The 18,310-nt window shown below is 68.5% G+C and carries 19 protein-coding genes; 6 read left to right on the top strand and 13 right to left on the bottom strand.

The genetic code is table 11. The features are described 5' to 3' along the window. Positions 1–71 precede the first annotated feature (71 nt). From HF680_RS00240 to HF680_RS00205, 8 genes are all read right to left on the bottom strand, one after another. Positions 72–1,244 carry a phage portal protein gene (locus HF680_RS00240; RefSeq protein WP_185223707.1) on the bottom strand — a complete coding sequence of 391 codons (1,173 nt, stop codon included), beginning with the start codon at positions 1,242–1,244 and terminating at the stop codon, positions 72–74. A gap of 105 nt (positions 1,245–1,349) precedes the next feature. Continuing rightward, entirely contained in the window at positions 1,350–2,420 is a 1,071-nt protein-coding gene (locus HF680_RS00235; protein ID WP_045810453.1) for an acyltransferase family protein, read from the bottom strand. 38 nt (positions 2,421–2,458) lie between these two features. Continuing rightward, positions 2,459–2,908 carry an SGNH/GDSL hydrolase family protein gene (locus HF680_RS00230; protein ID WP_185223706.1) on the bottom strand — a complete coding sequence of 150 codons (450 nt, stop codon included), beginning with the start codon at positions 2,906–2,908 and terminating at the stop codon, positions 2,459–2,461. Further along, the gene (locus HF680_RS16210; RefSeq protein WP_185223705.1) at positions 2,811–3,587 is read right to left on the bottom strand and encodes an SGNH/GDSL hydrolase family protein; all 777 of its coding nucleotides are present in this window, start codon (positions 3,585–3,587) and stop codon (positions 2,811–2,813) included. The genes HF680_RS00230 and HF680_RS16210 overlap by 98 nt, the downstream gene beginning before the upstream one ends. Next, a complete protein-coding gene (locus HF680_RS00220) occupies positions 3,587–3,874 on the bottom strand; it encodes a spike base protein, RCAP_Rcc01079 family (RefSeq protein ID WP_185223704.1) in 288 nt (95 codons plus the stop codon). The genes HF680_RS16210 and HF680_RS00220 overlap by 1 nt, the downstream gene beginning before the upstream one ends. A gap of 33 nt (positions 3,875–3,907) precedes the next feature. After that, positions 3,908–5,158, bottom strand: a complete 1,251-nt coding sequence (locus HF680_RS00215) for a DNA-packaging protein (RefSeq protein WP_235968801.1) — start codon at positions 5,156–5,158, stop codon at positions 3,908–3,910. Further along, the gene (locus tag HF680_RS00210) at positions 5,052–5,492 is read right to left on the bottom strand and encodes a hypothetical protein (RefSeq protein ID WP_185223703.1); all 441 of its coding nucleotides are present in this window, start codon (positions 5,490–5,492) and stop codon (positions 5,052–5,054) included. Before HF680_RS00210 ends, HF680_RS00215 begins: the two co-directional genes overlap by 107 nt. Before the next feature lie 116 nt (positions 5,493–5,608). Then, positions 5,609–6,070 carry a YcgN family cysteine cluster protein gene (locus tag HF680_RS00205; protein ID WP_185223702.1) on the bottom strand — a complete coding sequence of 154 codons (462 nt, stop codon included), beginning with the start codon at positions 6,068–6,070 and terminating at the stop codon, positions 5,609–5,611. A gap of 168 nt (positions 6,071–6,238) precedes the next feature. Here HF680_RS00205 and HF680_RS00200 point away from each other — a divergent pair, with 168 nt between their 5' ends. Further along, positions 6,239–6,502: an endonuclease domain-containing protein gene (locus tag HF680_RS00200; RefSeq protein WP_235968800.1), complete on the top strand. Its 264-nt coding sequence runs from the start codon at positions 6,239–6,241 to the stop codon at positions 6,500–6,502. Positions 6,503–6,533: 31 nt separating this feature from the next. Here HF680_RS00200 and HF680_RS00195 read toward each other — a convergent pair whose 3' ends face one another. Together HF680_RS00195 and HF680_RS00190 are read right to left on the bottom strand one after the other, a co-directional pair. Continuing rightward, a complete protein-coding gene (locus HF680_RS00195) occupies positions 6,534–6,863 on the bottom strand; it encodes a DMT family transporter (protein WP_185224280.1) in 330 nt (109 codons plus the stop codon). Between the two features lie 5 nt (positions 6,864–6,868). Then, positions 6,869–7,447, bottom strand: a complete 579-nt coding sequence (locus HF680_RS00190) for a TetR/AcrR family transcriptional regulator (protein WP_137721040.1) — start codon at positions 7,445–7,447, stop codon at positions 6,869–6,871. Positions 7,448–7,666: 219 nt separating this feature from the next. Here HF680_RS00190 and HF680_RS00185 point away from each other — a divergent pair, with 219 nt between their 5' ends. Beyond that, entirely contained in the window at positions 7,667–9,505 is a 1,839-nt protein-coding gene (locus HF680_RS00185; protein WP_185223701.1) for an ABC-F family ATP-binding cassette domain-containing protein, read from the top strand. A gap of 42 nt (positions 9,506–9,547) precedes the next feature. Here the strand turns inward: HF680_RS00185 and HF680_RS00180 are convergent, their stop codons facing one another. Next, a complete protein-coding gene (locus tag HF680_RS00180) occupies positions 9,548–9,721 on the bottom strand; it encodes a hypothetical protein (protein WP_185223700.1) in 174 nt (57 codons plus the stop codon). Between the two features lie 92 nt (positions 9,722–9,813). On the opposite strand from HF680_RS00180, the gene HF680_RS00175 reads away from it, so the two are divergent. Further along, on the top strand, positions 9,814–10,782 hold the full coding sequence (locus HF680_RS00175) for an alpha/beta hydrolase (protein ID WP_185223699.1): 969 nt from the start codon (positions 9,814–9,816) through the stop codon (positions 10,780–10,782). On the opposite strand, the gene HF680_RS00170 is transcribed toward HF680_RS00175, so the two are convergent. Beyond that, positions 10,779–13,649, bottom strand: coding sequence for a GAF domain-containing hybrid sensor histidine kinase/response regulator (locus tag HF680_RS00170; RefSeq protein WP_205195855.1), 2,871 nt, complete (start codon positions 13,647–13,649; stop codon positions 10,779–10,781). The two genes, HF680_RS00175 and HF680_RS00170, sit on opposite strands and share 4 nt — an antisense overlap. A gap of 727 nt (positions 13,650–14,376) precedes the next feature. Between HF680_RS00170 and HF680_RS00165 the strand changes: the two genes are divergently transcribed. From HF680_RS00165 to HF680_RS00155, 3 genes are all read left to right on the top strand, one after another. After that, positions 14,377–15,417, top strand: a complete 1,041-nt coding sequence (locus HF680_RS00165) for an ABC transporter substrate-binding protein (RefSeq protein WP_185223698.1) — start codon at positions 14,377–14,379, stop codon at positions 15,415–15,417. A 95-nt stretch (positions 15,418–15,512) separates the two neighbouring features. Next, entirely contained in the window at positions 15,513–16,403 is an 891-nt protein-coding gene (locus HF680_RS00160) for a hypothetical protein (protein WP_185223697.1), read from the top strand. Further along, complete coding sequence (locus HF680_RS00155) at positions 16,400–17,515, top strand: DUF2336 domain-containing protein (RefSeq protein ID WP_039244673.1); 1,116 nt, start codon at positions 16,400–16,402, stop codon at positions 17,513–17,515. The genes HF680_RS00160 and HF680_RS00155 overlap by 4 nt, the downstream gene beginning before the upstream one ends. 250 nt (positions 17,516–17,765) lie before the next feature. Here the strand turns inward: HF680_RS00155 and HF680_RS00150 are convergent, their stop codons facing one another. Then, positions 17,766–18,200, bottom strand: coding sequence for a MucR family transcriptional regulator (locus tag HF680_RS00150; protein WP_017505833.1), 435 nt, complete (start codon positions 18,198–18,200; stop codon positions 17,766–17,768). Between the last annotated feature and the right edge of the window lie 110 nt (positions 18,201–18,310).

Here is an 18,310-nt window from a genome sequence, read left to right as displayed (position 1 = left end):
CCTTTGCCGCGTGACTCGTGACGCGTGGTTGGTGATTGGCGCCACCCCAGTCACCAATCACCAATCACCACTCACGCTCCCAACCCCGCCATTCGCCGACGCTCTTCGTCGGTCAGGAAGCTCGCCGCCTCCAGCCGCGCCCACAGGGCGTCCCGCTCGGGCTGCAGCGCCGAGACCGCATCCAGGTCCGCGCGGATTTCGCACCCCGCGAACCGCTCGCCCAGCCAGCCCGTCATCGCCCCCGCCGCCTTCTTCACCAGCGGGATCACCGTCTGTCGCCAGAAGGCCGCATTGGCCTCGCGATAGTTGGCGTAGGTCGCGTCGCCCGGTATCCCCAGCAGTTGCGGCGGAACCCCGAACGCCAGAGCGATCTCGCGCGCCGCCGCGTGCTTGCCGGCGGTGAAATCCATCTCGGCCGGCGTCAGGCTCAGCGGCTTCCAGTCCATCCCGCCCTCCAGCAGGATCGGCCGCCCGGCGTTCGTCGCCCCGGCATAGACGGTCGACAGCTGATCCTTCAGCGCCTCGAACTGGCCGTCCGTCAGCCGCTCGCCGTTCCTCGCCCCATAGACCAGCGCCCCCGACGGCCGCGCGGCATTGTCCAGCAGGGCCTTGTTCCAGGCGCCGGCCGCATTGTGCGCGTCCACCCCTTGCGCCGCCGCCTCCAGCGGCGACAGCCCGTACCAGTCGTCCAGCGGGTGCCACAGCTTCAGGTGCATCACCGGCGCCCAGCCGTCCGCCGCTCGCCTGATCCGCACCGACCGTCCGTCCACGGAATAATCCCACGCCTCGGGCCAGCCCGACCGGCCCGGAACCACCTTCACCCGGTCCGACCGCAGCGGCCACAGCTCGTCCGGCGCCCCGTCCCCGTCCGCATCGCCGGTCGCCTCGACATAGGCGTTGCCCGACACCTGCAACGCCCCATAGACCGCCTCCATCAACTCCGCCCCCGACTGCTCGGGATTGGGCCGCCGGATCAGTTTCGCCAGCGGATGCGCCTCGTCGCGCACCCCGTCCACGAACACCGCGAACGGCGCAGCCGCCGCCGCCTCGGCGATCATGCGGATGCAGCGATAGGCCACCGCATTCTTCTGATATCCCTCGCGCGCCAGACTGGCGTAGTCGTTGGGCGTCCACCGCGGCCGCCCCACCCCCGACAAGGCGATCACCCCGCCCGCCCGGCTCTGCTTGCCCTCAGGCGCGCCCACGCGCCCCGCCTGGCCGAACGGCCACCGGATCGAAACCATTGTGTCGATTTCCTTTTAGTTCGTCATCCTCGGGCTTGTCCCGAGGACCCATACTCACGGTGCTCGCCGCTCAAGTCCGGTGTTTATGGATCCTAGGCGCAAGGCCTAGGATGACGGCGTGTGAAGCAAGGGGCGGTGTCTTGAAGGCGTCATCAGCCGCAACAGCGGCCGCTCGATCCACACGTGCACGACCGCCCCCGCCCCCAGACTGGCGAGCACCGTCACCACCACCACCGCATCCCCCGGCAGGGCGACCATCCCGCTCTCGAACATCCGCCCCAAAGCCCGGATCACCAGCACATGGACCAGATAGATCGAATAGGACGCATCCCCCATGAAGGCGGCCGCCCGCCCCAACCGCCCCGGCGCCCGGTCCGTCCGCTCCATCCGCACCACGCCGAACACCAGCAGGGCGCTGGGCAGACCCCAGACCGCTGCCCGCCTCAACCCATTCCACGGATCGTTCAACGCCCGCACATCGTCGATGCCGCCATAGCCGACCACCAGGCCCAGCCCGAACCCGAGCATCGCCAGACCGACCGCCCACAGCCCCAACCGAGGCGGCGCGAACCGCCAAACCGAGGCGATCCCGACGCCCAGCAGAAACTCCAGAATGATCGGCGCGCCCCAGAACCTCAGAACCGGCGCCGCCACGACCAGCCCGGCCGCCAGCATCGCCGCATAGACCGCGACCAGCCCCCAGCCGACCCGCCGGCCGCCCGCTATCGCCAGCCCAAACCCGGCGTAGAACAGCATTTCGAAACACAGGGTCCACCCCGGCCCCAACGCCGGAAACGTCATCTCCAGCCCGCTGAACGGCCAGAACAGAAACGTGGCCGCCGCCACCTCCGGGCTCAGCGTCCCGCCCCGCGCCATCCCGACCAGGATCGGCAGCGACAGCAGCCAGTAGATCGGCGCCACCCGCCGAAACCGCCGCCACAGAAAGGCCCCGGCCGCGCCCACGCCCGTCTGCCCCTGCGTCGTCGTGGCGATGATGAAGCCGCTGATGACAAAGAACACGTCCACGCCCACGGCGCCGAAGTTCTCCAGCGTCCCGCCGCCCAGCGCGGTCTCCAGCCCCAGCCGCGTCCCGGCCAGATCCACGGCGTGCGTGACGACCACCGCCGTCGCCGCCGCGAACCGCAGCGCCTGCACCCCAAAGAACCGCTCGCCCATCCGCCACGATTATCATCGCGCGAGCGCGCACGACAACCTCAGATCATCACCCGCGCGCGCACCGCTTCGGCGATCCTCGCCTGGCCCGCCGCATTGGGATGGACGGAATCGAACATCAGCCCGCCGGCGAAGCTGCCGCCGAACAGGGCCGTCCCGTCGACGGGCGCGGCCAGCCCCCGCGTCGCCGCCACCTCGAACACCGCGTCCCGCAACGCGGCTTGCGCGGCATAGCTCGCCTTGCCCTGGGCCGGATCCGACGGACATCCGGTCATCAGCAGCACGTCCCCCGTCGTCAGGCATTGATCCACCAGCGTCCCCAGCCCGGCCTTGTAGGTCGCCACCGCCGTCCCCGCGTTCCAGTCGTTGATCGTCAGACACACGACCGACAGATCAGGCGCCGCCGCCGGGATAGACCCATACGCCCGGTACGGCTGATCCGTCGTGATCCAGTCCGCGATCCTGGCCCCGCCCCACCCGGCGTTGATCACCCGCGCCCGCTTCACGTCCGAGCGCCACGCGACCCCGCCCGCGATGAACACCGCTCCTCCCGAGGCCCAGCGCACGCTCACAGGCCCGGTCGTCTCGGGAAAGGCCACCGTCGTGACCTCCATCGACGCCGCCCTTGGTGGTGTTCACCGTCGCCCGCACTGCGCCGTCCGTCTCGATCGTCAGCACGCCCAGCGCCGTATTGGTTACGGCCCACAGATCGAACCGATCCACCGGCCGGTCCGGCTGAAAGCTCCAGACGCCCGTCGACGCGGCCGCGCCCGAGAACAGCTTGCCGCCAATCCCGGTCAGGGCGTTTACGCCCCACCCGGCGCCCATCGTCACGCGCGGGTCATAGGCGGGATAGCCTCCGCTGGCACCATCCGCCGCCCCGGCCCCGGCCACCGAGGCCGCCGAGGCCGGCAGGCCCCGACCACTCATCATCGCCGCCAGCCGTTCGGGCCAGGCGCTCGCCCGACCGTTGGGCGTCCAACCGCCGGGGACCGCGCCATAACCTTGGGTCACGCTGTCGCCGATGCACAGCAGCCGCGCCTCGCGCCCGCCCGCCTGCATGGTCCTGACCGCCGCCGACCAGACGGGCAAGTCGGGCACGGCGAACCGCGCCCTCCCCAGAACCCCGCCCGGCGCCGCCGTCGCCGCTCCGATCTCGAGACCCGACATCAGTCGAAGGCCGCCACGATCTGCGTCGCCGTCGTCCCGGTCGCCAGCACCCGGCGCACCTGCACCGGCAACCACCCCACCGGATGGTTGGCGAAGGTCACGGCGTCCCCGTCCTCTGCCCCGACCGTCAGCACACGGATATTGCCCGCGCCGCCGATATACAGCGCCTTGGCGTAAGTCGTCAGATCGGCCGCGTCGCTGGGCGTGACCGCCGCCGCGCGCCTCGGCGGGCCGCCCGCGTCGCGCCCATGGTTCAGCAATCCGTCCCGCTCCGGAATGGCCGGCATATTCGTCTCTCCTGTCGTTGAAATCTTGAGGCTCTAAAGCCCCCGCAACCGCGGTCCCGCCGACTGCGGCCCCAGCATCAGCCGCGTGATCGCCCATACCAGGGCGTCGGCCCGGTCCGGGCTGGGTCCGCCCTCGCTGCCCAGCGCCAGCATCTCTTCCTCCAGCGCCGGGAAGGCGTCGCAGTGGACCACCCGCCCCTGTTCATACAGCAGGGCCACCGGCTCGGCCCGTGCAGCCTTCGACCGCGACGCGTGGGCCATCTCGATCCGGCACGGACAGGCGCTGATGGCCAGGACCGAGCGCACCATGTCGCCGCCCTGATTGCTCTCGGCGACCACCTCGTGCGCGCCGAATTCGCGCGCCGCCGCGCTGACCGCCCCGCCCCAGCTCCGGGGCGAGCGCCCCTGCACCGTCCGATCGGCCAGCACGAAGGCCTGGCGACCTTTTCGCCCCACGACCACGATGCCGCAGGCGTCTCCGGTCGCGGTCGCCGGCGGATCGACCGCCACGACGATCCGGTCCAGTTCGGCCGGCCGCGCGCCCCTGGCCCGCTTCAGGTCCGCAATGCGGAACAGGGCGCCCTCGCCCTCGACCACCACGCCTTCCAGCTCCTGCGCCGCCAGTCGCGTCCCGCCATAGACGTCGTTCAGATGCGCCAGAAAGCCGGGCGACAGGTTGTGCGCGTTCAGGGCCGTCGCCGCCCGTTCCGTCACCGTCCCCGCTTCGGCCATCAGCCGCCTCAGCGCCGGGATCGGCCGGGGCGTCGTCGTCACCGCCAGCAGCGGCCAGGCCCCCAGCCGCAGTCCGAACCTCAGGTTCGACAGCACCATCTCCGGCCGCCGCCAGGCGCAGAATTCGTCCGCCCAGGCGGCGTGAAACTGCGGCCCCCTCAGACTGTCGGGATCCTCGGCCGAAAACGCATAGGCCGCCGATTGATTGCCCCACACCAACCGACGCCGCCCGGCCTCCCAACGCGGCCGGTCGCCCGGCTCCGCCAGCGCCTTGATCCCCGACGCCCCCTCCACCATCACCTCGCGCACGTCGTGCAGGGCGGGGCCGACCAGGGCCAGGGTGATGCCGGGCAGCTCTCGCGCCATGATGTCGATCCAGACCGACCCGGCGAAGGTCTTGCCCGATCCCCGGCCGCCCAGCAGCAGCCAGGTCTTCAGGTCGTCGTCAGTCGGCGGAAACTGATGCTTCGCCAGCCGACAGTGATTGCGATGCAGCCTTAGCCCGCGCTCTTTCAGCAGCTTCGGCGTTTTTCTCTTCCAGAATTCGATCAAGCCGCGCGTGTTCGACGACCAGTTCCTGTCGGATTCGCTCGTCCTCGGCGGGGTCGTAGGTTCGTCCACCCATCTCGTCCTCTTCGTTGTCGCTCAGGCACAGCAGCCGCATCGCCTCGACCGCCTTGGCCGACCGCGCAATCACCCCGATCTGGCGCGCGACCTTTTCGGCGACGGCGGCGTCCTTGACGTCGGTCTCGCAGACGCTCTTGGCCGTCTCCTCGATCTTGGCCTTCATCATCAGGAACAGGGGCTCCATCCACCCCGCGCAGGACGCAGCCGTCGCGCGCGCGCCGCCGCAGCTGCCCTCTTCGTCGTCCTGATTTCCCGTCATGCCCAAACCATAGCGGACCAGCGTCCTCAGGCCGGAACAACGCCCACATAATTCGTTAACGGTCTGTTTTCGCACGTTTTCAACCAGCGTCATTGCGCTGGCTAGGGGGTGCTACCCTATCGCTCCCGGCCCCGTTCGACCGCCCATTCCGGCGCCTCGAAATCCAGCGCATCTTCCGGCTCGGCCAGCGACAGCTCCGAAATCGTCTGGCCCCGCACCGACACGCCCGCCGTATGCACCGTCTCGCGACTGCCCGAGATCAGATGATGCCATTTCGCCAGCGGCCGCCCCTCGTGCAGCCGGCGATAGGCGCACGACTTGGGCATCCACTCCAACGCCTCGATATTGCCGGGCGTCAGCTTGATGCAGTCCGGCACCTGGGCCTTGCGGTTCGCATAGTCCGAACAGGCGCAGGCCTCGGGGTCGAACAGCTTGCAGTGCACCCGCGTCGGAATGACCTCGCCCGTATCCTCGTCCTCGAACCGGATCACGCAGCACAGCCCGCACCCGTCGCACAGCCCCTCCCACTCGGAAGGCGACATCTCGGCCAGGGTCTTGGTTTCCCAGTAGGACGCCATCAGATCCTCCCACGCCTGCGGGGGAGGGGGACCGCGTAGCGGTGGAGGGGGCGGACGCCGCACCACGCGCGACGCATCCCCTTGCCAAAAGCACAGCTTGTGATGGTGATACGCTCCATGAGAGCGCCGGTCCTTACCCAAAAACGCGCCAGAAGTCTCCGCCGGTCGATGTCTTTGCCCGAAGTCCTGATCTGGCAGCGTATTCGAGGCCACGGCTTTCGTCGCCAGCACGCCCTCGGCCCCTTCATCCTGGACTTCTATCGCGCCAGAGACCGGCTCTGCATCGAAATCGACGGCCAGCAGCACGATCTCGCGCGCGACGCCAGACGCGACGCCTGGCTTGCCGAAAAGGGCGTCCGCACCATCCGCATCGCCGCCGCCCTCGTCCTCGACGACCCGGACGCCGTCGCCGAATTTATCCTGTCCCTCTAGATCCTCCCCCGTGAACGGGGGAGGATCTTCATCAATGCCCCACCGTCTTCGAGAACAGGTTGATCACCACGACCCCGCCGACGATCATCGCCAGCCCGACCATCGCCGGCAGGTCCAGCCGCTGGCGGAACACCACCGTCCCGATCACCGAGATCAGCACCACCCCCAGCCCGCTCCAGATCGCATAGGCGATCCCCCCCGGCATCTGCCGCAAGGCGATCGACAGCAGATAGAAGGCCAGGCCGTAGCAGACCGCCATCCCCGCCGTCGGCCAGGCCCGCGTGAACTGGTGCGAGGCCTGCAGCATCGTCGTGCCCGCCACTTCCAGCGCAATGGCGGCCAGCAGCGCGGCCCAGGTCATAAGACTCACGCGTCGTTCGCCGTGATCGGATGGCCGGGCGTCAGCAGCGACAGCAGCGCCTGTCTCTGTTCCGGCGACACCGCATGGGTGCCGAACAGGTCCGACATCCACAAGCCGTCGGCGATCAGCCTCAGCATCAGGGCGTCGTCCGCCCCGACCGGATCGCTGGGATCGTCCACCTTCACCTTGTCGATCCAGCCGTTCCAGCGCTGCGCCAAGGCCGGATCGATGGCGCAGGCGGCCATGATGACCCGACCGATGCTGACGTCCTGCGGCGTCACCGGCTCATTGACCGTCGCCCTCAGATAGGCCCGCGCATTCCGGCCATAGGGTTCGGGATCGCGCGCGGCCTCGGCCAGGATCGTGTCCGTATGCATCCGCCCCAGATGATCGACCATCCCTTCCAACAGCGCGATCTTGCTAGGAAAATGATGCAGCAGGGCGCCCTTGCTGACGCTCGTCCGCGCCGCCACCGCATCCAGCGTAAAGCCTGACGCCCCCAGCTCGGCGGCGACCTCCAGCGCCTTTTCGATAATCTCGGCGCGGGTGTCGTCAGGCGCGCGACGGCGTGTGGTGCTGTCCATCCGCGTTACATACCAACCGGACGGTAACTGTCAACCACGGCTGATCCTCCCCCGTTCACGGGGGAGGGGGACCGCGAAGCGGTGGAGGGGGCGAACGCCCCACCGACCTTTCCAGTGGAATATCCGCCTCACAACCCTTAGATCACACCCGTTTCCGCCCCCTCCACCGCGCGACGCGCGGTCCCCCTCCCCCGCCAGCAGGGGAGGATCGAAAGTCACATGGCAGCCAGACCCCCTCTCGTCGCACTCAAGGACGTCCGTCTTCAGGACGGCCAGCGCCCCCTCTTCGACGGCGTCGACCTCGCGGTCGAACCGCGCAGCCGCGCCGCCCTGGTGGGGCGCAACGGCGCGGGCAAGTCCACCCTGATGAAGGTCGTCATGGGCCTGATCGAGCCGGACAGCGGCGACCGCTCGATCCAGTCGGCCGTCCGCTTCGCCTATGTGCCGCAGGAGCCGGTCATCACTGGCGAAACTCTGCTGGACTATGCGTCATCGGGCGAGGCCGAGACCTGGACGGCGGAAAGCTGGCTGGAAACCTTCGGCCTGAACCCGGCGAAATCGACGCAAGGCCTGTCTGGCGGCGAGACCCGCCGCGCGGCGCTCGCCAAGGCCTTCGCCGAAGAACCCGATCTGCTGCTGCTGGACGAGCCGACCAACCACCTCGACATCCTGGCCATCGAACTGCTGGAGAACGAGCTGATCCAGGCCCGGTTCGCCCTGCTGGTCGTCAGCCACGACCGCGCCTTCCTGAACCGCGTCACCAACACCGTCCACTGGCTGGAAGGCCGTCGGGTCCGCACCCTGAACAAGGGCTTCGTCGAGTTCGACGAATGGTCCTCCAAGGTGCTGGAGGAAGAGGCCGAATCCCTGCGCCGCCTGACCAAGACCATCGAGCGCGAGACCGCCACCTTCTACTCCTCCATCACCGCCCGCCGCAGCCGAAACGAGGGCCGCGCTCGCTCGCTTCAGGCGCTGCGCGCCGAACGCGCCGAGAAGATGAAGGACGTGCCGCGTGAGCTCTATCTCGGCGTCGATTCCGGCTCGACCTCGGGCAAGCTGGTCGCCGAGATCAAGCATGTCTCAAAGGGCTTCAACGGCCGCACCCTGTTCAAGGACCTGACCACCCGCATCATCCGCGGCGACCGTCTGGGCATCGTCGGTCCCAACGGCGCGGGCAAGACCACCCTGGTCAAGACCCTTCTCGGCGAACTGGCGCCCGACGAGGGCACGGTGCGCATGGGCGCGAACCTTGAGCCCGTCTATCTGGATCAGTCGCGCGAAGGGCTGAAGTCGGACATGACCCTGTGGGACGCCCTGACGCCGGGCGGCGGCGACAGCATTCTGGTGCGCGGCATGTCCAAACATGTCGCCGCCTACGCCAAGGACTTCCTGTTCTCAGAGGCCCAGCTGCGCCAGCCGATCTCGACCCTGTCGGGCGGCGAGCGCAACCGCCTGCTGCTGGCCCGCGCCCTGGCGAAGCCCACCAATATGCTGATCCTCGACGAACCGACCAACGACCTGGACATGGACACACTGGACAAGTTGGAGGAGCTGCTGGAGGGCTATGACGGCACCCTGATCCTGGTCTCCCACGACCGCGATTTCATCGACCGCCTGTCCACCTCGACCCTGGCGCTCAACGGGCGCGGCGACATCGTCGAGACCCCCGGCGGCTGGACCGACTTCATCCGCCAGAACCCCGGCTTTCTGAGTGGCGAGTCACGAGTGGCGAGTGGCGAGAAGAAGAAGGCGGAACAAACGACTGGCGCGGACAAGGCTCTCGCCACTCGCCACTCGCCACTCGCCACTCAAAAGAAAACCGCCAAACTCTCCTTCAAGGACGCCCACCGCCTGAAGGAGCTGGAAGGCCTGATCGATGCGTTGCCCGCGACCATCGCCAGACACGACGCAACCCTGGCCGACCCCGGCCTCTACGCTCGCGACCCCAAGGCCTTCGACGCCGCCATGAAGGCCGCCGAAAAGGCCCGCGCCGAGCTGGAATCCGCCGAACTGGAATGGCTGGAGCTGGAAGAGAAGAAGGCGGCCCTGGCGGGGTAAATACCGAACGGCTCGTCACTCTGGCGAGGACGGCTTCAGGTCCTAACCCTGACTGTCCGGATCCCCGGTCGGCGTCTTCGCCGCACCCCGGTTCTGCATCACGCTGACGGCGATGCAGGCGACCAGGCCGAACGCGAACCACAGGCCGAACTTGCCCGTCAAAAGCCCGATCAGGCCGAAGATCAACAGGACGCCGAAGGGGGTGAGCCGTTTCATGGGGCGGACGATAACCGGCTTTGTCGTGGCTGACGAGGCTCGGCCGAAAGCGCCGACTTGAAACCAAACCCGCCGCCGCACACTCAAGCTTCATGACCCTTCGCAGCCACCTCGTCGAGTTCGCCCCGCCCCAGCAGGCGGCGGTGCGGCGGATCAACGCCATCCTCGCCCGCGCGCCGCGCCTGCGCACCGACGGCTGGCGGATCGATGCGGGCCAGCGGCTGTCGCTGTGGCTGGACGCCGCCGCCGGTCGGGTCACCACGCCACGCCTGAAGAAGCGCGGCGTCACGGTCGAGATCGTCCAGACCGATGGCGACCATCCGGTTCCCTTGCGCATCCTGCATCCGACGGGCACGCCCCGCGCCGTGATCCTGGACATTCACGGCGGCGGCTGGGTGCTGGGCAGCGCCGGGCTGAACGACCGGCTGAACGCCCATCTGGCGCACCACGGCTTCTGCGTCGTCTCGGTGGACTATCGCCTGCTGTCCGAAAGGCGCCAGATCTATATCGACGCCGCCATCGCCGACTGTCTGGCCGCCGCCTATTGGACGGTCACGAATGTCGATCGACTGGGCGCCTCGACCCTGTTTCTGGCGGGCGAATCCGCCGGCGGGCATCTGGCGGCCCTGACCGCCGTCGCCCTGCGCGACCAGGGGCTGATCGACCTGGTGAAGGGCTGCGTCTTCACCTATGGCGTCTTCGACCTGTCGGGCACCGAAAGCGTGCGTTCGGCCGGGCCGGAGACTCTGCTGTTCAACGGCCCGACGATGCAGGCCGATCTGGCGCGCCTGGCGCCGGATCGCGACGAGGCGGCCTTGCGCCAGCCCGACGTCTCGCCCCTGTATGCCGACCTGACCGGCCTGCCGCCCGCCCTGTTCCTCGCCGGCGAACAGGACCCTCTGTTCGAGGACAGTCTGTTGATGGCCACCCGCTGGGGCGAGGCCTCTGACGCCGACCTGATCCGCGTGCCCGAGACCCCGCACGGCTTCCTGCATTTCGGCGGCCCGGCCGCGCGCGGCGCGCGCAAGGCGATCCGCACCTGGCTGAACGCCCGGCTCTAGTTTGCCTCGATCAGTTCGCGGATCCGACTGCCCAGCGCCTCCATGGCGAAGGGCTTGGTCATGACGTGCATGCCGGGATCCAGGTGCCCGTTGCCGACCACCGCATTCTCGGCATAGCCGGTGATGAACAGCACCTTCAGATCGGGCCGATCGATCCGCGCCGCATCGGCCATCTGACGCCCGTTCATCCCGCCAGGCAGACCCACGTCAGTCACCAACAGGTCGATCCGCGCACCCGATTGCAGCAGCTTCAGCCCCGCTGCGCCGTCCGACGCTTCGATGCACTGATAGCCCAGCTCATGCAGGATTTCGGCGACCAGCATCCGCACCGTCGGCTCGTCGTCCACGACCATGACCGTCTCGCCGGCCTGGGCGCGCGGGGCCTGTTCGACCTCGGGGATCAGATCGGCGTCGTCCACCTCGCCGAAGTGGCGCGGCAGATACAGGCAGACTATCGCCCCCTCGCCCGCCTCGGAATAGATCCGCACCTGCCCGCCCGACTGGCGCACGAAGCCATAGATCATCGACAGGCCCAGGCCCGTCCCCTCGCCCAGCGGCTTGGTGGTGAAGAAGGGCTCGAACGCGCGCGCCGCCACCTCGGGCGCCATGCCCATGCCGGTGTCGCTGACACAGATGGAGACATATTGGCCCGGCTCCAGATCCTGGGCCTTGGCCGTGCGCGCATCGATCCAGCGGTTGCCAGTCTCGATGGTCAGCCGCCCGCCGTTCGGCATGGCGTCGCGCGCATTGATGCACAGGTTCAGCACCGCGTTTTCCAGCTGGTGTGCGTCGATCAGCACGGGCCAAAGGCCAGCCCCGGCGACCACCTCGACCGCGATGCCCGGCCCTGTCGTGCGCCGCACCAGATCCTCCATCCCGCGGATCAGGCGGTTGGGATCGGTCGGCTTGGGATCCAGGGTCTGGCGCCGCGAGAAGGCCAGCAGCCGGTGCGTCAGGGCCGCCGCCCGTTTCGCCGCGCCCTGCGCCGCCACGGTGAACCGCTCCACCTCGGCGTGACGCCCCTGGGCGATCCGGTTGGTGATCAGCTCCAGGCTGCCGCTGATGCCCGCCAGCAGGTTGTTGAAGTCGTGGGCGATGCCGCCGGTCAGCTGTCCGACCGCCTCCATCTTCTGGCTCTGACGCAGCGCCTCCTCGGCCTGCATCAGGGCGCTGGTACGTTCGGCGACCTGCTCTTCCAGCGTCTCGTTGAACCGCGCCAGTTCGGCCGCCTGGCGGCGCAGGTCCTCGATGTCGGTGTTGGAGCCGACCCAGCGGGTGATCCGCCCCTCTTCGTCGTGGACCGGCTCGGCCCGAATTCGGAAGGCGCGATAGACGCCGTCGTGGCGCCGCACCCGGAACTCGGTCTCGTAGATCTGACCGCTGGCCAGCGCCGCCGACCATTCCGCCGTCGCCCGTTCCGCATCGTCGGGATGCAGATTGACCAGCCAGCCCTCCGGCCCGTCCAGATCGCCGGGCTTTGCGCCTGTATAGGCGTAGACCTGGGGGTTGAACCAATACAGCGACCCGTCCGCCCAACTGGCCCAGATCTGGATCGGCGTGGCCTGGGCGAAGACCCGGAACTGGGCCTCGCTCTCGCGCAGGGCCGCCTCGCTGCGCGCGCGTTCGGTCGCCGAGCGCACCCGCTCCGCCACCTCCCGCATCAGCCGCAGATCGCTGTCGGTATAATGGCGCGGCGTCGCATGATTGACGAACACCATCGCCACGACCCGCCCCTGCTCCATCAGCGGCATGTTGACGAACGACCCGGCGCTGATCCGCTTCAGCACATCGGCCGTGGCGGCGGTGCGGGGGTCCAGCGCGACATCGTCGATCGCCACCGTCTCGCCGCGCTTGATGTCCTCGATGTAGGAGCCGTGCTCGCGGAAGGCCAAGGTGCCGGCGATGCTGCTCACCCCCGGCTGGTTGAAGTCGCGCGCGATCGTGATGGTCTCCGCGACCGTGTCCACCGTGCCGTAACCCGCCCGACTGACGCCCATCGTGCGGGCCAGAACCTCGGCCGAGGCCTGGGCGATGTCGCCGGCGTCGGTCAGGTCGCGGATCGCGTCGTTCAACTCCAGCAGCGCGTTCTGGCGCGTCTCGCTCTGTTTGCGCTCGGTGATGTTGTTGAACAGGATGGCGACCTGCCAGGCGCCCGGCTGGCCGATCCGCAGCGCCTGCACGTCATACCAGCGGCCGAAGATGTCGGCCGGGTTTTCGAACCGCACCGGCTCGCCCGTCCGCGCCACCCCGCCGTAGAGATCGAACCAGTGCTGCTCCAGCCCCGGAGCGATCTCGCTGACCCATTTGCCGTAAGGGTCAATCAGGCCTGTCATATCCTCGAAGGCTTTGTTGCCCTCGACGATCCTGTAATCGACCGGCCGGTCGGCCGCGTCGAACTTCATCGCGATGACGCAGAAGCCCGTCGCCATCGCCGCGAACAGGGCGCCGTATCGCGCTTCGCTCAGCGCCAGCGCCTGGTCCGCCCGGTGGCGATCCGACACATCCATCCCCTGGATGAAAATGCCCCAGACCCGACCGTCCTCCTTCAGCGGCTGGAAGACGAAATCGACGTAGCGCTCCACCACCTCGCCGCCCGGCTCGGCCTGAACGGCGTACAGGGCGCCGTCGGCCCGGTGCGCCTCGCCGGTGCGGTAAACCTGATCCAGCAGGTCCAGATAGCCTTGCGCCACCGCATCGGTCAGCACCTCGCCCACCGTGCGCCCGATCACCTCGCGGTGCCCGATCACCTTTTGGTAGTTCGGATTGGTCAGCTCGAACCGATGGTCCGGCCCCGTGACCAGCGCCATGAACCCCGGCGCATGGGCGAACATCTGGGCCAGCTGGCTGCGATTGATACCGATAGACAAGGCGTGGTCAGACCCGGTGCTGGACAACGAATTCCCCAAGGACTTTTGTCCGTTGATCACAGAACCCAAAGCGCGCCGCAGGGTTGCAGCGCAATGTGTCCGACGCCGGACATAAGCCTCTATCGCCGCGTTTCTGTGGACAAGGCAAGACGCTGATCCGCAATCGCGAATTTGATCCGTCCACCGATGTTCACAGGCTTGTCCACCGCCGCCGGGCCAATCGTGCACATCGGGGCGAGTTCGGGCGCTTGCCTCATAGCCGGTTTCGTCCGAACGTCAACAGGCCAAGGGACACGGGGCAGCGGAAATCCAGGGAGACCTGGATCTCCAGCGAACCGGCCCGGCTCTCCGACCCGGCGCTTCGGGCGATCTTTGGATCGTAACGTGCGACAGGCGGGATCCAGGCTCCAGTCCTCGACGATCTTCGGATCGACGACAGACAGGAGAACCGGATCGGGATCGACGGACGACGCGGACTAAAATGCCGCGGAACGCCGAAGACCAGGAGCGCGACAGGATACAGCCGACCGCCCTTTCGGGTTCGCCCGAAACGACGCCGACGCCAAGGTCCAGACCCGAACGGCCAAGTCCAACCCGGACTTGGCGAGGGGACGAAGCTGACGGGTCCGCCCGAACGCTTCGTCCCCTCGCTCAATTGGGGCGCCGACAACGCGGCGGACTGACGCCCCGCCTTCCCAAGGCCCCTATCGCCCCGTAAGTCAGGGGCATGAGCTTGTTGGGGAATCGCCTGCTGACCCGTCGCCGTGCGCTGATCGCGGGCGGGGCGGCTGTGGCGGCGGGCGCGATCGGGCTTCGGGCCTGCGGACGGGCCGAGGCGCCGGTCGACGAAGAGGGCCGGGTGCGGCTGCGGTTCGCCACCGACTGGCGCGCCCAGGCCGAACAGGGCGGTTTCTATCAGGCCCTCGCCAGCGGGGCCTATGAGAAGCGCGGGCTGAACGTCCAGATCGTCCAGGGCGGCCCCGGCGTGAACGTGCCGCAACTGCTGGCCTCGGGCGCGGTCGAACTGGGCATGGGCTCCAACAGCTTCATCCCCCTGAACCTGGTCGCGTCCGGCGCCCCGGTGAAGGCGGTCGCCGCCTTCTTCCAGAAGGATCCGCAGGTCCTGATGGCCCATCCGGACGCGGCGCTGGAGACCATCGCCGATCTGGCCGGCCGGCCCTTCCTGTTGTCCGAAGCGGGGATCAGCACCTTCTGGGTCTGGCTGAAGGCCAAATACGGCTTTACCGACGAACAGCTGCGCCCCTTCGCCTACGACCCCGCCGCCTTCATCGCCAATGCGCGGGCGGTGCAGCAGGGCTATCTGACCAGCGATCCCTACGCCATCGAACAGGCCGCCGATTTCGACCCGCGCGTCTTCCTGCTGGCCGACGAGGGCTATCCCTCCTACGCCGCCATGGTCCTGGCGCCCAACGCCTTCGCCCGCGACAATGCGGCGGCGCTACGCAGCTTCATCGCCGCCTCGGCGGAAGGGTGGCGCGACTATATTCGCGGGGACGCCTCGGCCGCCGACGCCCTGATCCGCAAGGACAACCCGGACATGACCCAGGCGGTTCTCGATCAGGCCCGCGAACGCCTGCGCGACTACGCCATCGTCGATGGCGGCGACGCGGCGCTTTACGGCCTGGGCGCCCTGACCGAGGAACGCTGGCAGGCCTTCTTCGACGTGACCTCGAAAGCCGGGGTTTACGAAGCCGGTCTGAACTGGCGCGACGCCTTCACCGACAACTATCTGCCCGGTCGCGGCTGACACGCGGTCGTTGTCGAATCCTGGCTTCACATTAGCGCGGGATTAAGGGTCCGAGCCCTAGTGTGTGCGCTGGAATTCCTCTCCGGAGAGCCGCCGTGCGCCGCGCCCTCGCAGTTTCGATCGTCCTGACCGCCGTCAATCTGGCGGCCGGCGCCGCCGTGGCGCAACAGGCTCCGACCAACGCGTCGGGCCTGCGCTACCTGTCGTGGCCCGGCAAGCCGCCGGTCGCCGCGCGCGCGACCCCGACGCCCGCCGTCAGTCAGGCCGAGGCGCCCGCCCCGACCGTGACCGCCGCCAATCGCACCCTGCCCGGCGCCATCCCCCTGGCCCGCCTGTCGCCTGCCCCCTCGGTCACCACGCCGCGCAGCAACGGCCTGACGCCCGCCAGCGCCTGGATGCCCCAGCGCGCGCCGACACCGGCCCAGCCCGCGCAGACCCCGCCCGTAGAGGCCGCCCCCGTCGAAACCACCCCGGCGCAGACGACGGCGACGCGCGTCGCGCCCTCGCCCTATGTTCCGGAGTCTTCCGCGCCTCAACCTCAGCCTGAACTTCAAATGCCGGCCGAGCCGGCGCCCGCTCCGCAACAGGCCGCGCAGGCCGAACCGCCGCCCGCGCCCCAGCCGGCGCAGGCGGCCGTCGCCGACCCGATGGCCCCGCGCCGCGACGCCCCCATCTATCGCCTGCAACGGCCCCAGGCCGGCGCGCCGCTGGACGCCGCCGCCGTCGCCGCCAGCGGCCAGGCCGCCCCGACGCCCACAGCCGACGACAACAGCGCGCGCTACTATTCGGTCCACCGCCAGGCCGGCCGTCACCCCGACGCCATCCCTGCGCCGCAGCAGACCTACCTCGACGCCATGCCTGTCCAGATGGCCCAGACGCCGCAGTCCAGCGATCTGGCCCAGCCGGACGGTCCGCCCGCCCTGATCCGCAACGCCAACGGCAGCTTACGCGCCGTGCCACAGACTGAAGCCGACAACCTGCCATGAACGATCGCGCCGTGATCGAACCTGCCGAGATCAAGGGCTCGCGCCTACCCGAACTCATCGCCCTGGCCAGCGAGGAGTCCAGCGAAAAGCGTCGCCTGCTGCTGCGCGAACTGACGGCCCACTTCTTTGGCGCGCCGGCGCCCAACGCCAATGAAACCGCGCTCTACGGCACAGTGCTGGCCAAGTTGTCGGCCGAGATGGAGGTCGCGGTGCGCGCCGAACTGGCCGCCCGTTTCGCCCAGGCCCCCAACGCCCCCCACAGCCTGATCCGCCGTTTCGCCGACGACGAGATCGAGGTCGCCGAACAGGTTCTGCGCGCCTCCACCGTCCTGACCGATGAAGATCTGATCCAGGTCGTGCGCAAGCGCAGCCAGGGCCATCTGCGCGCCGTCTCGGGCCGCGCGACGGTGTCGGAGGCGGTTTCCGACGTCATCGTCGAGCACGGCGACGACGACACCTTAAACACCCTGCTGCGCAACGACGGCGCCCAACTGTCGCGCGCCGCCTCCGAAACCGCCATCGAGCGCGCCAAGGCCAACCCGGCCCTGCATGCCGCCACGGTCGAGCGCCAGAGCCTGCCCGCCGACCTGCTGAACGAGATGTATTTCGTCGTCGAGGCCCGGCTGCGTCACCAGATCCTGGAACAGAACGCGCGCATGGATCCGGCCCTGCTGGAGGCGGCGCTGGCCGCCGGCCGCACCCGCGTCGCCACCGACGACGGCGCCCTGCCGGCCGACTATGCCGAGAACCTGGCCTATATCGACGAGCTTCAGGCCGCCGGCCAACTGACGCCGCAGACCCTGATCCGCTTCCTGCGCTCCAACGGCCGCACGCCCTTCCTGATCGCCCTGTCCAAGCTGGCCGACATCGACTTCCACACTGCGCGCGGCATCGTCGAGCGCAAGGACCTGGACGCCCTGTCGGTGGTCTGCAAAGCGGCCGACATGGACCGCGCCGTCTATCTGACCTACGCCGTCGCCGTCCTGGGGGCCGAGGACAATCCGATGGGCAAGGCCGCCGCCTACGGCCGCATGTACGGCGAACTGACCCGCGACGCCGCCCTGCGCACCCTGCGCTTCTGGCGCATGCGCCGCACCGCCCAGGCGGCGTAAGCATCACCGATTTCTCCCTCCCCCTGCAGGGGAGGGTGGTCGCGCAGCGACCGGGTGGGGGCGGCCCGACAGGGCGCACTCCTTTGATCAAAGCGAGCCTGTGGGACGTCGCCCTACCGTCCCCACCCGGCTTCGGCTTTGCCTCAGCCACCCTCCCCGGCACGGGAAGGGAGAATGATCGTGCGCCTCAAAGCAAAAACGCCCGCCTCCTGATGGAAGCAGGCGTCTCCAGACCGAAAACGGGTTCGGTTTATTTCTTCGCGCGGGTTCCGGCGGCGCGGGCGGGCTTGCGGCCGCCCTGGCCCAGGCCCATCGACTTGGCCAGTTCCGACCGCGCCTTGGCGTAGTTGGGAGCAACCATCGGATAGTCTTTCGGCAGACCCCATTTGGTGCGGTATTCTTCGGGGCTCATGTCGTATTTGGTGCGCAGGTGGCGCTTCAACGACTTGAACTTGCGGCCGTCTTCCAGGCAGATCAGGAAATCGGGCGCGATCGACTTGCGGATCGGCACCGCCGGTTCCTTGGGTTCAGGTTCGGCTTCGACCGGACCGTTCGACACACCCGACAGTGCGGCGTGAATATTGGCGATAAGCGCAGGCAGGGCCTCTGCGGAGACCGAGTTATTGCCGACATAGGCCGACACGATGTCTGCGGTCATCTCGAGCAGTTCGGGCTTATCTTCCATTATCGGCTTCGCTTTCCTGATCTATTGAGTTCGGCTGATTCTCCAACCGAACGACCCCAATAGCGTCATAGGGTTGTTTCGTCGCGAAAGCAAACACGCGTATAAGCGGT

The sequence above is a fragment of the Brevundimonas huaxiensis genome, assembly GCF_014218725.1.
Lineage (GTDB): Bacteria > Pseudomonadota > Alphaproteobacteria > Caulobacterales > Caulobacteraceae > Brevundimonas > Brevundimonas huaxiensis.
The sequence above is the reverse complement of the archived record's forward strand: the minus strand, read 5'-3'. Positions and strand labels throughout refer to the sequence as shown.

What these genes read in the sequence shown, in the direction of transcription:
- HF680_RS00240 (WP_185223707.1), bottom strand. Translation starts at nt 1,244, where the DNA reads ATGGTTTCGATCCGGTGGCCGTTCGGCCAGGCGGGGCGCGTGGGCGCG.
- HF680_RS00235 (WP_045810453.1), bottom strand. Translation starts at nt 2,420, where the DNA reads ATGGGCGAGCGGTTCTTTGGGGTGCAGGCGCTGCGGTTCGCGGCGGCG.
- HF680_RS16210 (WP_185223705.1), bottom strand. Translation starts at nt 3,587, where the DNA reads ATGTCGGGTCTCGAGATCGGAGCGGCGACGGCGGCGCCGGGCGGGGTT.
- HF680_RS00220 (WP_185223704.1), bottom strand. Translation starts at nt 3,874, where the DNA reads ATGCCGGCCATTCCGGAGCGGGACGGATTGCTGAACCATGGGCGCGAC.
- HF680_RS00210 (WP_185223703.1), bottom strand. Translation starts at nt 5,492, where the DNA reads ATGACGGGAAATCAGGACGACGAAGAGGGCAGCTGCGGCGGCGCGCGC.
- HF680_RS00205 (WP_185223702.1), bottom strand. Translation starts at nt 6,070, where the DNA reads ATGGCGTCCTACTGGGAAACCAAGACCCTGGCCGAGATGTCGCCTTCC.
- HF680_RS00200 (WP_235968800.1), top strand. Translation starts at nt 6,239, where the DNA reads ATGTCTTTGCCCGAAGTCCTGATCTGGCAGCGTATTCGAGGCCACGGC.
- HF680_RS00195 (WP_185224280.1), bottom strand. Translation starts at nt 6,863, where the DNA reads ATGACCTGGGCCGCGCTGCTGGCCGCCATTGCGCTGGAAGTGGCGGGC.
- HF680_RS00190 (WP_137721040.1), bottom strand. Translation starts at nt 7,447, where the DNA reads ATGGACAGCACCACACGCCGTCGCGCGCCTGACGACACCCGCGCCGAG.
- HF680_RS00185 (WP_185223701.1), top strand. Translation starts at nt 7,667, where the DNA reads ATGGCAGCCAGACCCCCTCTCGTCGCACTCAAGGACGTCCGTCTTCAG.
- HF680_RS00180 (WP_185223700.1), bottom strand. Translation starts at nt 9,721, where the DNA reads ATGAAACGGCTCACCCCCTTCGGCGTCCTGTTGATCTTCGGCCTGATC.
- HF680_RS00175 (WP_185223699.1), top strand. Translation starts at nt 9,814, where the DNA reads ATGACCCTTCGCAGCCACCTCGTCGAGTTCGCCCCGCCCCAGCAGGCG.
- HF680_RS00165 (WP_185223698.1), top strand. Translation starts at nt 14,377, where the DNA reads ATGAGCTTGTTGGGGAATCGCCTGCTGACCCGTCGCCGTGCGCTGATC.
- HF680_RS00155 (WP_039244673.1), top strand. Translation starts at nt 16,400, where the DNA reads ATGAACGATCGCGCCGTGATCGAACCTGCCGAGATCAAGGGCTCGCGC.
- HF680_RS00150 (WP_017505833.1), bottom strand. Translation starts at nt 18,200, where the DNA reads ATGGAAGATAAGCCCGAACTGCTCGAGATGACCGCAGACATCGTGTCG.